The 13,897-nt window shown below is 59.9% G+C and carries 18 protein-coding genes and 3 pseudogenes; 13 read left to right on the forward strand and 8 right to left on the reverse strand.

Annotated elements, in window-relative coordinates:
- The first annotated feature begins 23 nt into the window (after positions 1-23).
- Both IF803_RS29745 and IF803_RS29750 read left to right on the forward strand, forming a co-directional pair.
- Complete coding sequence (locus tag IF803_RS29745) at positions 24-599, forward strand: cysteine hydrolase family protein (RefSeq protein WP_035632636.1); 576 nt, start codon at positions 24-26, stop codon at positions 597-599.
- Positions 600-787: 188 nt separating this feature from the next.
- Positions 788-943 carry a PQ-loop domain-containing transporter gene (locus IF803_RS29750; RefSeq protein ID WP_240536852.1) on the forward strand — a complete coding sequence of 52 codons (156 nt, stop codon included), beginning with the start codon at positions 788-790 and terminating at the stop codon, positions 941-943.
- Positions 944-1,049: 106 nt separating this feature from the next.
- On the opposite strand, the gene IF803_RS29755 is transcribed toward IF803_RS29750, so the two are convergent.
- The 3 genes from IF803_RS29755 to IF803_RS29765 form a co-directional block, all read right to left on the reverse strand.
- On the reverse strand, positions 1,050-2,066 hold the full coding sequence (locus IF803_RS29755; RefSeq protein WP_028343209.1) for an ATP-dependent DNA ligase: 1,017 nt from the start codon (positions 2,064-2,066) through the stop codon (positions 1,050-1,052).
- Positions 2,067-2,697: 631 nt separating this feature from the next.
- On the reverse strand, positions 2,698-3,810 hold the full coding sequence (locus IF803_RS29760; RefSeq protein ID WP_080686892.1) for an NAD(P)/FAD-dependent oxidoreductase: 1,113 nt from the start codon (positions 3,808-3,810) through the stop codon (positions 2,698-2,700).
- A 142-nt stretch (positions 3,811-3,952) separates the two neighbouring features.
- Positions 3,953-5,458: an FAD-dependent oxidoreductase gene (locus IF803_RS29765; RefSeq protein ID WP_028343207.1), complete on the reverse strand. Its 1,506-nt coding sequence runs from the start codon at positions 5,456-5,458 to the stop codon at positions 3,953-3,955.
- 166 nt (positions 5,459-5,624) lie between these two features.
- Between IF803_RS29765 and IF803_RS29770 the strand changes: the two genes are divergently transcribed.
- The 4 genes and pseudogenes from IF803_RS29770 to IF803_RS29785 all read left to right on the forward strand — a co-directional run bounded on the left by IF803_RS29770 (position 5,625) and on the right by IF803_RS29785 (position 8,429).
- Entirely contained in the window at positions 5,625-6,140 is a 516-nt protein-coding gene (locus IF803_RS29770; protein ID WP_016841005.1) for a YciE/YciF ferroxidase family protein, read from the forward strand.
- Between the two features lie 124 nt (positions 6,141-6,264).
- A complete protein-coding gene (locus IF803_RS29775) occupies positions 6,265-6,726 on the forward strand; it encodes an inorganic diphosphatase (RefSeq protein WP_229158072.1) in 462 nt (153 codons plus the stop codon).
- A 457-nt stretch (positions 6,727-7,183) separates the two neighbouring features.
- Positions 7,184-7,381: pseudogene (locus IF803_RS29780) on the forward strand (DUF6496 domain-containing protein); the annotation flags it as partial.
- A 487-nt stretch (positions 7,382-7,868) separates the two neighbouring features.
- Entirely contained in the window at positions 7,869-8,429 is a 561-nt protein-coding gene (locus IF803_RS29785; RefSeq protein WP_028343205.1) for a DUF4142 domain-containing protein, read from the forward strand.
- On the opposite strand, the gene IF803_RS29790 is transcribed toward IF803_RS29785, so the two are convergent.
- From IF803_RS29790 to IF803_RS29800, 3 genes and pseudogenes are all read right to left on the reverse strand, one after another.
- Entirely contained in the window at positions 8,404-8,694 is a 291-nt protein-coding gene (locus tag IF803_RS29790) for a hypothetical protein (RefSeq protein WP_080686891.1), read from the reverse strand. The genes IF803_RS29785 and IF803_RS29790 overlap by 26 nt on opposite strands.
- A 48-nt stretch (positions 8,695-8,742) precedes the next feature.
- Positions 8,743-8,871, reverse strand: coding sequence for a hypothetical protein (locus IF803_RS29795; protein ID WP_259244558.1), 129 nt, complete (start codon positions 8,869-8,871; stop codon positions 8,743-8,745).
- Between the two features lie 200 nt (positions 8,872-9,071).
- A pseudogene (locus IF803_RS29800) lies at positions 9,072-9,279 on the reverse strand (DUF2269 family protein); the annotation flags it as partial.
- On the opposite strand from IF803_RS29800, the gene IF803_RS29805 reads away from it, so the two are divergent.
- From IF803_RS29805 to IF803_RS29830, 6 genes and pseudogenes are all read left to right on the forward strand, one after another.
- The gene (locus IF803_RS29805) at positions 9,272-9,496 is read left to right on the forward strand and encodes a hypothetical protein (protein WP_196238216.1); all 225 of its coding nucleotides are present in this window, start codon (positions 9,272-9,274) and stop codon (positions 9,494-9,496) included. The pseudogene IF803_RS29800 and the gene IF803_RS29805 overlap by 8 nt on opposite strands.
- A gap of 54 nt (positions 9,497-9,550) precedes the next feature.
- Positions 9,551-9,697: a hypothetical protein gene (locus IF803_RS29810; protein WP_155258694.1), complete on the forward strand. Its 147-nt coding sequence runs from the start codon at positions 9,551-9,553 to the stop codon at positions 9,695-9,697.
- A 189-nt stretch (positions 9,698-9,886) separates the two neighbouring features.
- Positions 9,887-10,009 (forward strand): hypothetical protein, encoded by a 123-nt coding sequence (locus IF803_RS29815; RefSeq protein WP_259244559.1) that lies wholly within the window; start codon positions 9,887-9,889, stop codon positions 10,007-10,009.
- A gap of 92 nt (positions 10,010-10,101) precedes the next feature.
- Positions 10,102-11,067 (forward strand): annotated as a pseudogene (locus tag IF803_RS29820) (IS481 family transposase).
- Between the two features lie 224 nt (positions 11,068-11,291).
- Entirely contained in the window at positions 11,292-11,492 is a 201-nt protein-coding gene (locus IF803_RS29825; RefSeq protein WP_194461709.1) for a hypothetical protein, read from the forward strand.
- Positions 11,493-11,531: 39 nt separating this feature from the next.
- Entirely contained in the window at positions 11,532-11,711 is a 180-nt protein-coding gene (locus IF803_RS29830) for a hypothetical protein (RefSeq protein WP_080650328.1), read from the forward strand.
- 526 nt (positions 11,712-12,237) lie between these two features.
- On the opposite strand, the gene IF803_RS29835 is transcribed toward IF803_RS29830, so the two are convergent.
- A complete protein-coding gene (locus IF803_RS29835) occupies positions 12,238-12,462 on the reverse strand; it encodes a Lar family restriction alleviation protein (RefSeq protein ID WP_080650327.1) in 225 nt (74 codons plus the stop codon).
- 321 nt (positions 12,463-12,783) lie between these two features.
- The gene (locus IF803_RS29840; protein ID WP_018270267.1) at positions 12,784-12,942 is read right to left on the reverse strand and encodes a sigma factor-like helix-turn-helix DNA-binding protein; all 159 of its coding nucleotides are present in this window, start codon (positions 12,940-12,942) and stop codon (positions 12,784-12,786) included.
- A 351-nt stretch (positions 12,943-13,293) separates the two neighbouring features.
- Here IF803_RS29840 and IF803_RS29845 point away from each other — a divergent pair, with 351 nt between their 5' ends.
- Positions 13,294-13,506, forward strand: a complete 213-nt coding sequence (locus tag IF803_RS29845) for a hypothetical protein (RefSeq protein ID WP_018270266.1) — start codon at positions 13,294-13,296, stop codon at positions 13,504-13,506.
- Positions 13,507-13,897: the final 391 nt, after the last annotated feature.

Genomic DNA, 13,897 nt, shown 5'->3' on the forward strand with positions numbered 1-13,897 from the left:
AAAGTCCTTGAGACGACCGAAGGATGGCCAAGAGAGATGTGCTACGGCTGGGGCCATCCGGCGCCAACACGATTCACATCTGCGTCGACATGCAACGGATGTTCGCAGAGGACACCGAATGGAGGACGCCGTGGTTCGATCGGGTGATTCCTAGTATCGTCGCCATCACGGCAAGGCATCCCGAGCGGGCGACTTTTACCCGCTTCATCCCAGCCCGGTCCTCAGGCCAAGGTGCGGGGATGTGGCGACGGTACTACGAGCGACGGAGCTCGATGACAATCGATCGTCTTGGCCCAGATATAGTCGATCTCGTTCCGGAGCTCGCCTACTTCGTTCCCCCGGCCACGATTTACGACAAGCACGTTTACTCTCCGTGGACCGGATCCGACCTGCATCTTCGCCGGCGCGAGAAGCTGGTCGGTACGATCGTCGTTACGGGAGGCGAGACGGAGGTTTGCGTGCTCGCTACCGCGCTCGGCGCGATCGATTGGGCTTTTCGCGTCGTCCTGGTGACCGACGCGTTCTGCAGTTCCGCGGACGAGACTCACGACGCCATGATGGCGGTCTACTTGAACCGGTTCGGCGAGCAGGTCGAGTGACGACGGAAACGCTGATGGCCAGTGGCTCGCGTGACGATCGCAGGACGTTAGGAACGGTTCTTATTCCTCACTGTTTGCCGTGCGGCATTCATTGACAGGGGATACGACGCGAATGCTGGCCGGCAGTCCGAGCAACCGGCTCGCTCCGAGGATCTGCACCGTCGGCAGGCGAGGAGTGGCCATAGAGTGTGATAGGTAAATTCGCATCCTCTATTGGCGGCATCGCGGCCTTTCTCGCATCGCTGTCTTACATCCCTCAGTTGAGGAAGGCTTGGCCGCGTGGATCGACGGGCGACCTCTCGCTTGGGATGCTCGCAGCCCTCACCCTTGGGCCTACGTTGTAGGTCGTCTACGACCTGCTGCGCCAAGACTGGGTTGTCGTTGGCGCGAACGCGATCGGGGCGTGTTGGCCTGCGAGATCCGGGACATGCGATAGACCCCAAGTATCCGTCAGGCTGGCTCGATCGCCCTCATGAGGTCCCGCGCGATCTTTTGCTTCATCTGTTCCATGGTGCACTGGTCCGCCTTCTTGTCGGACCTCCATCTAAGGATGGTCGTACCGTGCCGAAAGCGGCCACCGGTGAAGTGATCGTAGGACACTTCGACAACGTATTTCGGCTTCACCGCCTGCCATTCGGACGATCGTCTCGTCGACCATCGGCTTGGTCCGCCTGGCGCGTTGCCAGTGAAGCTTTTGGTCGCCGCAATCATCTCGAGTCTTTCGGTCAGCGCCGGTTTGTCCTTTGCCTTGATGGCTGACGAAAAGCCGACGTGGTGCAGGAGGCCGTCTGCATCGTAAAGCCCCAGCAGCAATGAGGCGACAGCTTTGCGGCCGGCCTGCAGCTTCTCGCCGTAGCGAAAGCCTCCAATGACGCAATCAGCGCTGCGATATCGCTTGATCTTCTGCATGCCCTCGCGCTTCCCGGTCTGGTACGGAAGATCGAGCCGCTTGGCGACCACGCCGTCACTTCCGCCGCCTGCCGATTGCAGCCACCGCTCGGCATCCCCGAACTTCGTGCTGGCCGGCGATAGCCGAAATAGCGGCGCGCGCGAAAAATTGCGGCCAGCAAGCTTTTCCAACTGAGGTCGCCGTCGGGACAACGGTTGGTCGGCCAACTTTTTGTCGCCCAGCTCCAGCAGATCGAAAGCGAGAAACAGGGCCGGCGTGTCCCGGGACAGCTTCTGAACGCGGCTAGCGGCCGGATGGATGCGCTGCAGGAGGTCATCGAACGAAAATTGCCCGCCAACCTCGACGACGAGCTCGCCGTCAAGCACAAACCTCCGTTCGCGCAAATCGCGGGCTGCGGCGACGATCTCCGGGAAGTATCGGGCAAGATTCTGGCCGGACTTCGAGCGCATGGACACCGCGTCCCGGTCCCGCGCCAGCAGGCAACGAAATCCGTCCCATTTGGGTTCATATTGCCACTCCTTTCCGACTGGAATGGCATCGACAGAACGTGCCTCCATCGCCTCCATACGGACGCCACGCGGCGGCATTTCGACCTCCTGCTCGATGATTGGTCGCGGGAATACCATCGTGCGATCACCGCCGCTTTGGTGGTCAGGAGCCGCGCCAGGACGTCACCCGTGACTTTCAAATGCGCTTCGACAAGCGCGCGTGGAAGCCATTGGTTCAGCAGCGAACGACCATTTCAGATTGGGCATTGAGCCGTGATCGGTTTCCGGCGGGCGGATGGTGAAGGGCTCCTGAACTTCCCGTGCAGGCTTGCGAGAGCCCGAGATGTGGCCCCTTTGCCGTCTCGTTTAGGCTCCGGCGGATCTTGAGCCATGACCATCCTTGATCGATCGTTGTCGGTCCTTTCAGAATGGCCTCGGGTCCCCTTCGTTGCTAAAGCACCGGGTACGGCCACAGCGTTCGCAGTAGGAACGGTTCCGCCGCCGGTCTATTGCCCAGATTGAAGGAGCAGGGAATGGCGGATCAGGTGCGGCGCGGAGCGATGAAGCGCAATCACAGCACGAAAGCTGGAAGAAGGGCAGCCGCCGGGCCAGGCGCTCGCGTTTCTGCGTGATGTGGTGCGAGAGGCTCCGCTGCCCTCGCTGCTCGTCGCCTTCATGCTGGGCAGCCTGATCGCGCGTCTTAGCCGGGAATATCGCGATCAATCGCAAGATCATCGAACAGGGGCGAAGAACCTCCGGCAAACATCGCCGCCATAAGTTCCACCGCGAGGAAGCTGAAGGTAATGCCGTTGCCGCCATAGCCAAAGGCGGCGAAGATATTCTTGGAGCCGGGCACCCTGCCGATCAACGGCAATCCGTCATGTGTGGTATCGAAGGCGCCCGACCAGCCGAACGCCACATCTTCCGATGCATGCGGCCAAAGCGCCTTCAGATAATCTTTGAGCGCCCTCACCTTGGCAGGCGTGGCACGAGCGTGAGGCTCGATGAGCGCACGGTCATCTTCGCCACCAAGGATGATGCGGCCATCAGTGGTGGTCCGCGCATAGTGATAGTTCCGGCTCGCTTCCCAGATGAGCGCCTGTTCGGGCCACAGATGGCCTGGCTGCCGCCGGCTCGCGATGGCCCAGCTGGAAGCTGGCTGCTGCGCCGTGGGCCGCACAATATCCGGCATCACATAGCCGGTCGCGAGCACAACCTGGCGCGCCTCGATCGAAAGTCCGTTCTCAAGGCCGACGGTGACGCTCTGGGCCGTGCTGTCATAGGCAACCGCGTTGGCCTTGAGAAGGCGGGCACCGCGTTGCAGGGAGATATCAAGCAGGCCATGTGTGAGCAGCACAGGATCGGCATCGGCCGCGTCCCTTGACAAAAGGGCGCCCGCCCGCGCGATGCCGAAGCGCTTCAGCAGCGCGGCGTGATCGAGATAGAGGGACGGCAGATCGGCGCGGCCCCTCAGCGCACATTCATCCTGAACAAGGTTCGGACTGTCATCGACGACGAGATAGAGCGAGAGACGCCGTCGCATCTGGCAGGCAATTCCATGCTGCCAAACCAGGGACGGCAGGCCCTGCGCGGCATGGTGGCTGGCCCGATAGCAGCGCACCGCCTTCTCGAAACCATAGAGCTGCGCAAGTTCGAACAGCGGCCGGTCGATTTCCCAGAGCAGCATGGCGGTGCTGGCCACCGTGCTGCCGAGACTGGGAAGCTCGCGATCGATGATGACCACCTGGCGGCCTTGCCGTGTCAGGCGCTCGGCCATCAGCGCACCGGTGATGCCGGCACCGACGATCAGCACCTTGCACCGAAAGCTGTCAACGATCGGCTCAATTGGCAGCGGCCGTAGGACGGCCCACGGTGTGCGCGGGCTACGCAGATCGCCCTGCTCGATGTCCTCGTCCTTGAAGATGGAACGCTCCCTAAGCCTTGACCGGATCTCGCTAGACCTTTACCGGGCGCAAAGCCGACACGGCCGGAGCATTGATCGGCCGTCCGTTGGGCGCAAAGATCGAACCGTGGCACGGACAATCCCAGCAGCTCTCGAAGCTGTTCCAGTGCAGATGACAGCCAATATGCGTGCAACTGGCCGAATGAAGATGCAGTTCGCCAGCCTTGTCCTTGTAGGCTGCGATCTTTTCGAGTCCCCGCCGCAGAATGGCGCCCTCACCGGGCTGAAGCTCTTCGAGCGAAGCGATTTCACCCGGCGCCACATATTCCGCGAGGTTTTGCAGGATCGTCATGTTCTCGCGCAGGAAATTCCGCGCCGCAGCGAGCGGCTTGCGATCCGGCGCATAGACGGACTTCCACGGATGATCTTCGCCCAGAATGAGGGCTGTGTTCAGCATCGCGCCCATCACACCATGGGTCAGACCCTGGCCTGAATCGCCCATCGCAAGGTAAATGCGCTCGCTGCCGGGCTCGCGGCCGATGAAGCCGGCATAGTCGATCGTGTCGAGAACCTGACCCGACCAGCGATGGGTTATGCGGTCCAAAGCCGGGATCAATTCACGCGCCCAGTTCTCCAGCCGAGCAAAGCGCTGGTCGGCATCGTTGGCCTCACCGCTTTTATGGTCTTCGCCGCCGACCAGCACGAAATCATCCTCCTCGGGGCCCGTTTGCAGCCGCACATAATGGTAGGGATCTTCGGTGTCCCAATAGAGCGCGTCGGGCAGTTCGCCCCGCGCGATGGCAAAGGCGAGCACGTAAGTGCGGTAAGGAGAAACCTTGGTATGCAGTTGAAAGCGGTCGGCGATTGATGCGTTGGTCGCGATGACAGCATGCACGGCCGTGATCTGCCCCTGTGAGGTTCGCAGCGTGACGCCGCCGTCATGTTCGGCGACTTCCTCGACCGGGCTGTTGGCAAAGAAACGGACGCTGCCGCTTGCGCAAGCGGCGGCAAGTCCGGCGAGATATTTGAGGGGATGGAATTTTGCCTGGCGCGGATAGCGCAAGACGTGCCGGCTCTCGCAGCCCTTGAGCGGCACGCCGACCAACCGGTGCACCGGTGCGCCGACCTCGCGCACCGCTTCCAGCTCCTCATCGAATATGTCGGCCGGCATGCCATTGCCTTGAAAAAGGTAACCGTCAAGACGGAGAAAGTCGCAGGCAATTTTCTCGCTTGTCTGGATTTCCTCGATGCGATCCACGGCGGCGGCCTGACTTTCGTAGAACAGCTTGGCGACCTCGGCGCGGCGCAGCTTCCTGAATTCGCTCATCAAATCATCGCAAAGCGGCGCAAGATGCGCCGAGGTGCGCGCCGTCATGCCGCTTGCGATACCCTTGCGGTCGATGACGATGACCGAGCGGCCGCGCTTCATCAATTCGTACGCCGTCGACAGTCCGGCGATGCCCGAACCAACCACGGCGACATCGCATTGCACATCGCCTTTGAGGGCACCCGCCTCCGGCAGGATTTCGGTCTCCATCCAGAGCGAGGTGCTGACCATGTTGAACTCCACCCAAAGAGGCAAAACGCGGCCTGTTTGCGCGAGTTCCTGCGGACGCACGAGACGCCCCACCATCATAATCTTCCCGGCCGGCTGTGGCGTTCACGCCCAGGAACCAGCACGGCGAGCATGCGTTCCCCCCGCTTTAGGAGCGAGGAGCGGCGTCATGGGACTATTCACCAAAGACATCAAGACGATGGATGATCTGCTGCTGCATGGCTTGCAGGACATCTATTATGCCGAGGAGCAGATCACCAAGGCCCTGCCGAAGATGATCGACAAAGCCACCAACCGGGATCTGGCCACGGGCCTCAAGAACCATCTCGAGGAGACCAACAAGCAGATCGAGCGTCTCGAAAAGGTGTTCGAGAAACTCGGCCAATCGCCAAGCGGCACGCAATGCCCAGCCATCGACGGGATCATCAAGGAAGCCGACGAGACGGCCGGCGAGATCGAGGACAAGACGGTGCTGGATGCGGCGCTCGTCGCCAACGCGCAGGCCGTCGAGCACTACGAGATATGCCGCTACGGCACCTTGATCGCCTGGGCGGAGGAGCTCGGCCACGACGATATCGTGCGCTTCCTTACCACGAACCTAAACGAAGAGAAGGCCGCGAACGCCAAGCTCAATACGGTTGCGTTGCGCAAGGGTGTCAACAAGAAGGCCTCCACCTCCGCCTGATTCCCGGCGGGGCTCGGCGGATCGATTTCCGTCGGGCCCGCTGCTCCTTTCGAGGCCCGAGTCGTCCGCCATGACCAATCTGACAAAACTGCCGAGTTGGGCCGACGATAAGAACATCTTCGCCGTGGTCGAGACGCCGCGCGGCAGTTCATGCAAGCTCGATTTCGATCCGAAGCTTGGCGTTTTTGCCTTGGCGAAGCCACTGATGGCCGGCCTGACCTATCCCTATGACTGGGGGTTCATTCCCTCGACCAAGGCCGAGGATGGCGATCCGCTGGATGTGCTGATCTTGCATGACGCGCAGACCTATCCGGGCGTCGTGCTGCGCTGCCGTCCCATCGGCATTCTCGAAGTCGAACAGAAGAAAAAGGGCGAGACGGAGCGCAACGATCGGGTGTTTGCGGTGCCTGATAGATCACCGCTCGAAACTGATCTCAAGGATATCCGCGATCTTCCCACCCATGCACGCGATGACCTCGAACAGTTCTTTCGAGCAACGAATGCGCTGGAGAACAAGGAGCTGAAGTTTCTCGGCTGGCATGGTCCCAGCCGTGCGGCCAAGACCATCAAACGGCTGGCCCGCTGAATCGGGCTCGAAATAGGAGGTGAACCCTTGGGACGAACCATCGTGTGGCTACCCTGATCCCTTGGTTGATGCAGCAACAATTTCCGGGACTATTTGCCGTTCAAGCTGACGGGCTGTCGCCTCCGCCGACCATCCAATCCTCGATACCTTCTTCATCTTCCTCGGTGCTAAGCCGCCAACCGCGTCGGCCGGCTTGGTCGGATGGCTGGTGCTTGAGCCGAATTCTGGTGCGGCGCATCGATCGAGGTTCTCCAACCTATCAAGCGTGAAACATCTGGCAGCGTTCCTATGAGGACACCGCATTCCGTATATCCACTAACGGATGCTCGGACTGGTGCGTCGGAACTTGCCAGCGCCATCTAGATTGTCGATGCGGTGGATGGGAAAGCCGACAGCGCGGAAGTCATGCTTCTGGCAGTTCAACTAGCAGTGTCTTTTAGTGGAAAGAGAAGAACCCATGGCAAAAAAAGCCAAGAAGAAGCATCGCTACTCGAAGAGCTCGGGCTCGGACGTCAAGAGCGAGATGCGACGGTACAAGAAGGGGACGGCCAAAAGTGGCCGTGGCGGAAAGGGCGGCAAGGTAAAAAGCAAGAAGCAGGCGATCACGATCGGACTTTCCAAGGCCCGCAAAAAAGGCAAGAAAGTCCCCAAGAAAAAGAAGTAATGGAGCCGATGTACAGGTCACTGCGTAGTGACGCGTATACCTCCGCCACGTTTACCGGCACTCGGCTTAAAACTTCAGGGCAGTGCGTAGGCCAACCACCACCTCGCCTTTGACGATAGCTTGGCCAAGAACGGGGCGGGAATCAGCGAAAAGCGCAAATGCGGCGGCTACTGCGTCCAGTTCCACCTCAACCGCAAGGAGGTCTACACCCGCAACAGGCTCGTTTGGTCACGGGATCGTTCCACCGCCCGAGCGGTCGAAGATGCCGCAAGACCGGTTACTTGAGGCCGCTGCTATCTGGCGGGTCTCCTGTTGCGGCCGGTCGCCACTACGACGTCTTGATCGCCTGGATGGAAAGCTCAGCCACACGATATCGTTCGATCCCTCGCCGCCAAATTCGACGAGCAGACGGCGACTAAGCTCAACTAACGCCTCGCAAGGGCGTCAATTGCAAGACCGCAAACTGATGGAGATACACATGAGACGCACTATAATAGCAATCGCGTGCATTTTGCTGGCGACACCGGTCATGGCGCAATCCGTCAGCGAAAAGACCGGGGTCAATTCCGTGCTCGGGGTCAGCCCCTCGACGGTGGATTTTGTCAAGCAGGTCGCGATATCGGACATGTTTGAAATCGAGTCTAACAAGCTCGCACAGCAGAAGGGAAATGCAGCGGAGAAGACTTTCGCTTCCCAGATGGTAACGGACCACACCAAAACCAGCACCGAGCTGAAGGGACTTGTCACCAGTGGCAAGGTGAAAGCCGAATTGCCCAGCGCTCTCGATTCATCGCACCAAAGCAAGCTCGACAAGCTGAAGGGTGCCAACGGTAACGACTTCAGCTCGGAGTTCAATTCGATGCAGGTCAGCGCTCATAAGGATGCCGTCGACCTGTTCGAGCGCTATGCCAAGGGCGGCGATAACGCGGATCTGAAGAATTGGGCCGGCAAAACCCTGCCGGCGCTTAAGCATCATCTTGAGATGGCGCAGGATCTCGACAAGAAGCCCGCGCCTACGGTCGGCGAGGGCAAGAAATAGCGGAAGGACGGAGCCGTTGCGAGGCGGCTCCTTTCCCCTTTTGCTGCCGCTGGCGGTTGGCCGCCCGGTCTGGGATTCGGCAATGCACCCAGATTCCGTCGACCCGGCAGAAATCGCAGCCGACGTTTTCGAGTTCCAGGCAGCGGTCAATCGCGGTCATGACGCTTTGGTAGTAAGGCGCACATTCCTCGCCGCGCGCGCCCACGAGCACCTTGGAATAGTCGTCCAGCGCTGTGGCGAGATGCGCGGTCGTGCGCGCCGTCATGCCGGTGTCGATCCAGCACGATCACGGAGCGCCCACGGCTTACAAGCTCTACGCCACCGGCAGCCCGGCAATGCCAGAACCGACCACGACCACGTCCGCCCGGTCGGATCCCGACAGGCTAGCAACTTCGACCACCGGGACATTCATCCAGAGCGATTGCGTATATTCATCTCGCACGCAGAGTTCTTGGCCAATAACGGAGGCGCGCCTGAGCAACAGGCGCTTTTGAAGATGATTGGCGGCCTAACAGGTATCCCCTCCTATCCGCTCGACCATCCCGGAGGCCTGCGCGCTCCCCGGCAACTACTGCAAGCTGGCATGCCACCGCGAGCGGAGCATCCTGGCGGCACTGCCATCACGCTTCAAAACACCTCAAGTTAAGGTTTAGCTATCATCAGCCAGAGTATAGCGGCCACCGCCATGAACACTGGAATGCCGAAGGCAAACCACAGCCAGCAGATTCGGTGAGACGAGAGATACAGCACCATCGACCACGATCCATCCTTCCCAGAAGGAGTAACCGACGTGCAGCACAAGCAGCGAGCCTGTGACGGGCTGTGCAACGACAGCGGTGGCTGTGAAGATAACCAAAGCGAATTTCCAGGCCTGGCGCGATCATCGCGATTGGATCGCGCGCAAGCAGGCCATGTGGGACCGCGGCGAAAAGCTGCCTTCTCAACTGCCGTCGTCGCTGATGCGCTGTCCCTGCGGCGCGACGTTTGATAGCCACCGTCCCGCCGAAAGCCAGATTCACACCCCTCACATCTATGCTGCACAAAGGCGGGATGGAATTCGACGATGAAGATGAAGGAAGACCGGCGCTGGGCGGACCCGGAGAAAGGCTGCCCGCCGGATCATGGAGCACGCCCGCGCCTTTGAACCGATCCAGGACGACCGGATCTACATTGAGACGATCAACTATCCGATGATCTACCAGGACAAAGGCGACGCCGGCCGAGTACTGGGCCGGCTTGCAGTACGCCAAGGAGCGGGACGTTCGTGAGGATGCTGCAGCCGGGCAAAGACCTGTTCGCCTGAGTTCGGTTGTGCTGCTGCGCAAGTAGGCTGAGAGGTTCCTTGCAACCTCTAGCTATCCGGAGCATTGTCTAAACATCACCGGCCAAGGCTCTGCCCGTAGGCGCCGGTGGCTGAGAGACCGATCGCGCTCCCGCCTGCAGGCTTAAGGAGCGCCATGCTTGAACAGCCCCATTTCGATCCCTATTCGATCCCGGCGCGTGTCTGTTTCGCTATCGCGATTTTCGGCGGTTCCTTGCTTATTGCAGTGCTGTTGCTGACCGCTCTCATTGCGCACTAGGGCCGCGCCTCAAATGTACGTGCGCGGCCTAGGTGTCTGGTCCCGGAGTGTGGGGGAATCAGCCAAACTGGTCCTTCATTCCGGGAGGACCTATGGGCCAGATACTCCATGGCAGCGCCACGACCACGCACGCGATCCGAGCGGCAATACAGCGATCGAAGGCTCAGCTCAAAGAGCTAGCCGCCCAGCACGGGCTCAACCAAAAGACGGTCGCCAAGTGGCGTAAGCGCACCTTTGTCCACGATGCGCCGATGGGGCCAAAGACCGTGCGCTCGACCGTGCTTTCTGCCGAGGAAGAGGCGATGGTCTTCGCCTTCCGCAAGCACACGCTCCTGCCTTTGGATGACTGTCTCTATGCGCTGTAGGCGACGATCCCGCATCTCACGCGCTCGTCCTTGCACCGCTGCCTGCAACGTCACGGGATCAGCCGCTTACCCGAGATCGCCGGCGACAAGCCCGCCAGGCAACCCTTCAAGCGCTACGCCATTGGCTACTTCCACATCGATATCGCTGAGGTCCGCACCGAGGAAGGCAAACTCTATCTCTTCGTGGCGGTGGACCGGACCGCCAAATACGCCTTCGCCCGGCTGGTGAAGAAGGCCACGGGTGCAGCAGCCAGGGCCTTCCTCGAAGAACTGGTGGCGGCCGTCCCTTTCCGGATCCACACTGTACTGACCGACAACGGTATCCAGTTCGCCGACCTGCCTAAGAATCGTGATGGCGCCACTGCAAGCTGGCGCGGCCATCCCTTCGACCGGGCCTGCCTGGGACACCGCATCGAGCATCGCCTGACCAAGCCCAATCATCCTTGGACTAACGGTCAGGTCGAGAGAATGAACCGCACGCTCAAGGAGGCAACCGTCCGGCGATACCACTACGAGACCCACGAGCAATTGGAAGATCACCTCGCTGCCTTCCTTGATGCTTACAACTTCGCCAGACGCCTTAAGACCCTGCGTGGTCTCACACCCTATGAAGCTATCTGCAAAGCATGGGCCGACGAACCAAACCGCTTCAGGATCGATCCCATCCACTTGACCTCGGGACTGAACACCTAGTCTTATACCGCTTGGCCGCGCTGTGCGCTTAAGTAGGCGGACCAACTGAGGTAAGGCCGCCTACAAACGCGCGGCATTTGTCGTTTCGACCCAAGCATTAAGTTCAATATTGAACCGTTACGTCCTGAGGTAGTTTACCCTCATCACCGGCCGAGGCTCTGCCCGTAGGCGTCGGTGGCTGAGAGACCGATAGCGCTCCCGCCTGCACAACAGGGAGCGCGGCTATGGCCGAACAGCGCAACTATCGTCCTGACCAAATGTGGTTTGAAAAGCTCGCCGGTCAGGCACGCGAGCTAATCGAGCACTCGCTCAAACTCCTCAATGATCCAGTGCCGGATACGTTTGCGGGCCGAAAATCCCATGAGCCCTTTCCCCAAGAGGAAAGCAGATACGGGATCAACGATAGAAAATCGGACGTATCCTAAGACAGGGCCGGAACTTAGGCGCTGTAGTACAGCTTGCCGATGATCGATCCACTGTTCGCGCGCTCCCAGCTTGCTATCGCCGAAAGTCAAGCGTTGCGCATACAACGAAAAACGCTCGCCGATCAGCGGGACGCGCAGCTGGCAGATCTGCGGAAATCCATCCAGGACAGCGCCAGCGCGCGCGCAGAAATCAAGGCACATCGAGAAAATGGGGAGTAAGGCCGCTTCAGTTGTCGACCTTGCTCCTCTAAAGAGACGGCCCCAGCGAGGGGACTGGCTAGGGCCACTACTGATGCCCAGATGCAGTCGGGGGGCAGTGGCGGCATCTGAGCGTCCGATAAACAAGACTCGGCCACGTTCGTTCCTACGCCGTATAGAAAAGGCCCCAGCACCTTGGGTACCGCGAAAGCTGAACTTTCGTGACGATGCTGCAGCCAAGCAAAGACCTCTTCGCAGAGACAGCGGGGATCCTGCTTGCGAGGTCTAGAAACTTGTAGAATCATTCTGAGGCCAAATCCCGACGCGGGACTGGCAAGTGGCCCCGACATCGGCCTCCGCAGGCCCCCAAGGTTGTCGGGGCCACTCCTATTTCGGACGGCCTGTCTTATGCGCGCAAAGAGGCCCCAGCGAGGGATACAAGCTGGGGCCAAGGAAACCACTCAAACCAAGCGGTCGCGAAACGCCGCGGTTGCAACTTTGTTCCCGAACGGTCCCAGCGAGTAATCGCTTCCGCCGTTCTTCGGCTTTAGGGGGTGGTTCGTTTGTTCCAACGCTCGGCCGCCTGCCTAACGGTCGGCGCATTGGGACCGAAAGCTGAACATTCCTTGCAGACTACAAATTTTGGGTCAATGTCGCTGTGGATCCAAACTTCCGAACCGCCGCAGAAGGGACAGGGCCGCAGCGGTTGTACAGAAATGGGGAATCCGCGCAGCGGATCGATAGCAGGGCTGTCGCTAGTCTTCCTGGGCATTTTAACACGAGCGTTTAGGATGATAGTTCTGGGCCGATGTCGACGACCTCGACGAAATGATGACCGACGTCGCTATTGAAGCCGATGAAGTCCCACTTCACGCCGTCGCCTTGGCAAGTAGCGCAACGCGCCGGCTGCCACTCGGGATGCTTCGTGCTTGAGCGCACAAGGACCCAATAGAAGCCACCTGGAGTCAAATGCGTGACGTCCGTCATCGAATCATTTGCAGCAGCGCAGTGAGGCGCGCGCCGATGCGAGTTGCCATGATTACCTGCACGCCAAAACCCACAGTTGGCCGCCTGGTTCCCGTTTCACGTTGCCCTATTTATTCCCGGCGGCACGCTTCCTTAGCATGGCTAGACGTAGGTTTACGGCCGACTCCGAACGCCCGAGCTTCTGACCAATCTCGCGCTGCGTCAGATCGGTTTCTCGCGCCAACTGCAATAACCTCAGCTCGTCCTCGTGCGACCATACCGGCATGGCTTCTCCGAATCATTTCCTCATCAGATGCCAAAGATGATTGCAGATTCGATTTTGGCCGTCTGTCCAATTTTATGCTCGTATCTCCGATGATCCTGGTCCTCGTTGATAGGAACGGGCTTGGCACCGAGTCGGCTCACCGCCCAGCTTGTTCAGGCGCCCCCCGACTGCCAGAGGAAAAACCCGTATCGCTCGGGTTGGCGGCCCCCTGGTTGGGGCCGTTTTCAGTTCGCCGCGGAAGCCAGGTGGTGCTTGTCTAAAGTTGATCGTCACGATTCACATAGTTCAATGCCGACGCTCCATCCTTCGAGCTAATCGACGAAGCTCGTATTTCGCAGATGGTGGTTGCAGATGGAATTTATTGGACGCCCGATGCGGGGACGTTTCCTCGTTCGGCAGGGTGGCAACGGCTGGATGGTCTACGATAGCGAACTCAAAGGGCCGGCTCAGATAGAAAAGAACGGCGCGTTCGCCGAGAAGCTGACAAAAGAGCAGGCTGAGATTTTGGCGAAGCTGTTTACAACTCGCGAAAACCGTCCCCTGACAAAAAAGGCCCCAGCTTAGACTGCTGAGGCCGGCAAGTAGTCCCACGTGGCTACTCAACGTCGTTGGACTGCTGCTTGTTCCCCGAAGCGAAACGGCCCCAGCGAGGTGCCGGCCGGGACCGCTCCAAACTGATCGAGAATATGCCCCGGGTCTTCGGGAGCAAGAGCCGGGGTCCTGAAGGCGCTGGCGAAGTCTTGCGGCGTTACGAGGCAGGCCGCGAAAAAGCTGGCGCGCAAGCTGCACGGCAGGCTGTCCGGTCGCTGCCTTGCGAAGCGCCTTTATGGCGAGCGCAGCATGGTCGGCGGCTTCGTCGTTTCCGGCCTTTTTAATGGGCTCCAGCGTAGGTAGTCTCACTTGATTTCTGGAGGGCTTGGTTTCGGCAAACCATATTTCGCCGCACGCATCTCTG

The organism is Bradyrhizobium sp. UFLA06-06 (assembly GCF_054820065.1).

Coding starts and splice junctions, on each gene's coding strand:
- IF803_RS29785 (WP_028343205.1), top strand. CDS start 7,869: ATGAGACGCACTATAATAGCAATCGCGTGCATTTTGCTGGCGACACCG.
- IF803_RS29825 (WP_194461709.1), top strand. CDS start 11,292: ATGGCCGAACAGCGCAACTATCGTCCTGACCAAATGTGGTTTGAAAAG.
- IF803_RS29845 (WP_018270266.1), top strand. CDS start 13,294: ATGGAATTTATTGGACGCCCGATGCGGGGACGTTTCCTCGTTCGGCAG.
- IF803_RS29835 (WP_080650327.1), bottom strand. CDS start 12,462: ATGCCCAGGAAGACTAGCGACAGCCCTGCTATCGATCCGCTGCGCGGA.
- IF803_RS29830 (WP_080650328.1), top strand. CDS start 11,532: ATGATCGATCCACTGTTCGCGCGCTCCCAGCTTGCTATCGCCGAAAGT.
- IF803_RS29840 (WP_018270267.1), bottom strand. CDS start 12,942: ATGCCGGTATGGTCGCACGAGGACGAGCTGAGGTTATTGCAGTTGGCG.
- IF803_RS29755 (WP_028343209.1), bottom strand. CDS start 2,066: ATGGAGGCACGTTCTGTCGATGCCATTCCAGTCGGAAAGGAGTGGCAA.
- IF803_RS29770 (WP_016841005.1), top strand. CDS start 5,625: ATGGGACTATTCACCAAAGACATCAAGACGATGGATGATCTGCTGCTG.
- IF803_RS29745 (WP_035632636.1), top strand. CDS start 24: ATGGCCAAGAGAGATGTGCTACGGCTGGGGCCATCCGGCGCCAACACG.
- IF803_RS29810 (WP_155258694.1), top strand. CDS start 9,551: ATGGAGCACGCCCGCGCCTTTGAACCGATCCAGGACGACCGGATCTAC.
- IF803_RS29765 (WP_028343207.1), bottom strand. CDS start 5,458: ATGGTCAGCACCTCGCTCTGGATGGAGACCGAAATCCTGCCGGAGGCG.
- IF803_RS29790 (WP_080686891.1), bottom strand. CDS start 8,694: ATGACGGCGCGCACGACCGCGCATCTCGCCACAGCGCTGGACGACTAT.
- IF803_RS29815 (WP_259244559.1), top strand. CDS start 9,887: ATGCTTGAACAGCCCCATTTCGATCCCTATTCGATCCCGGCGCGTGTC.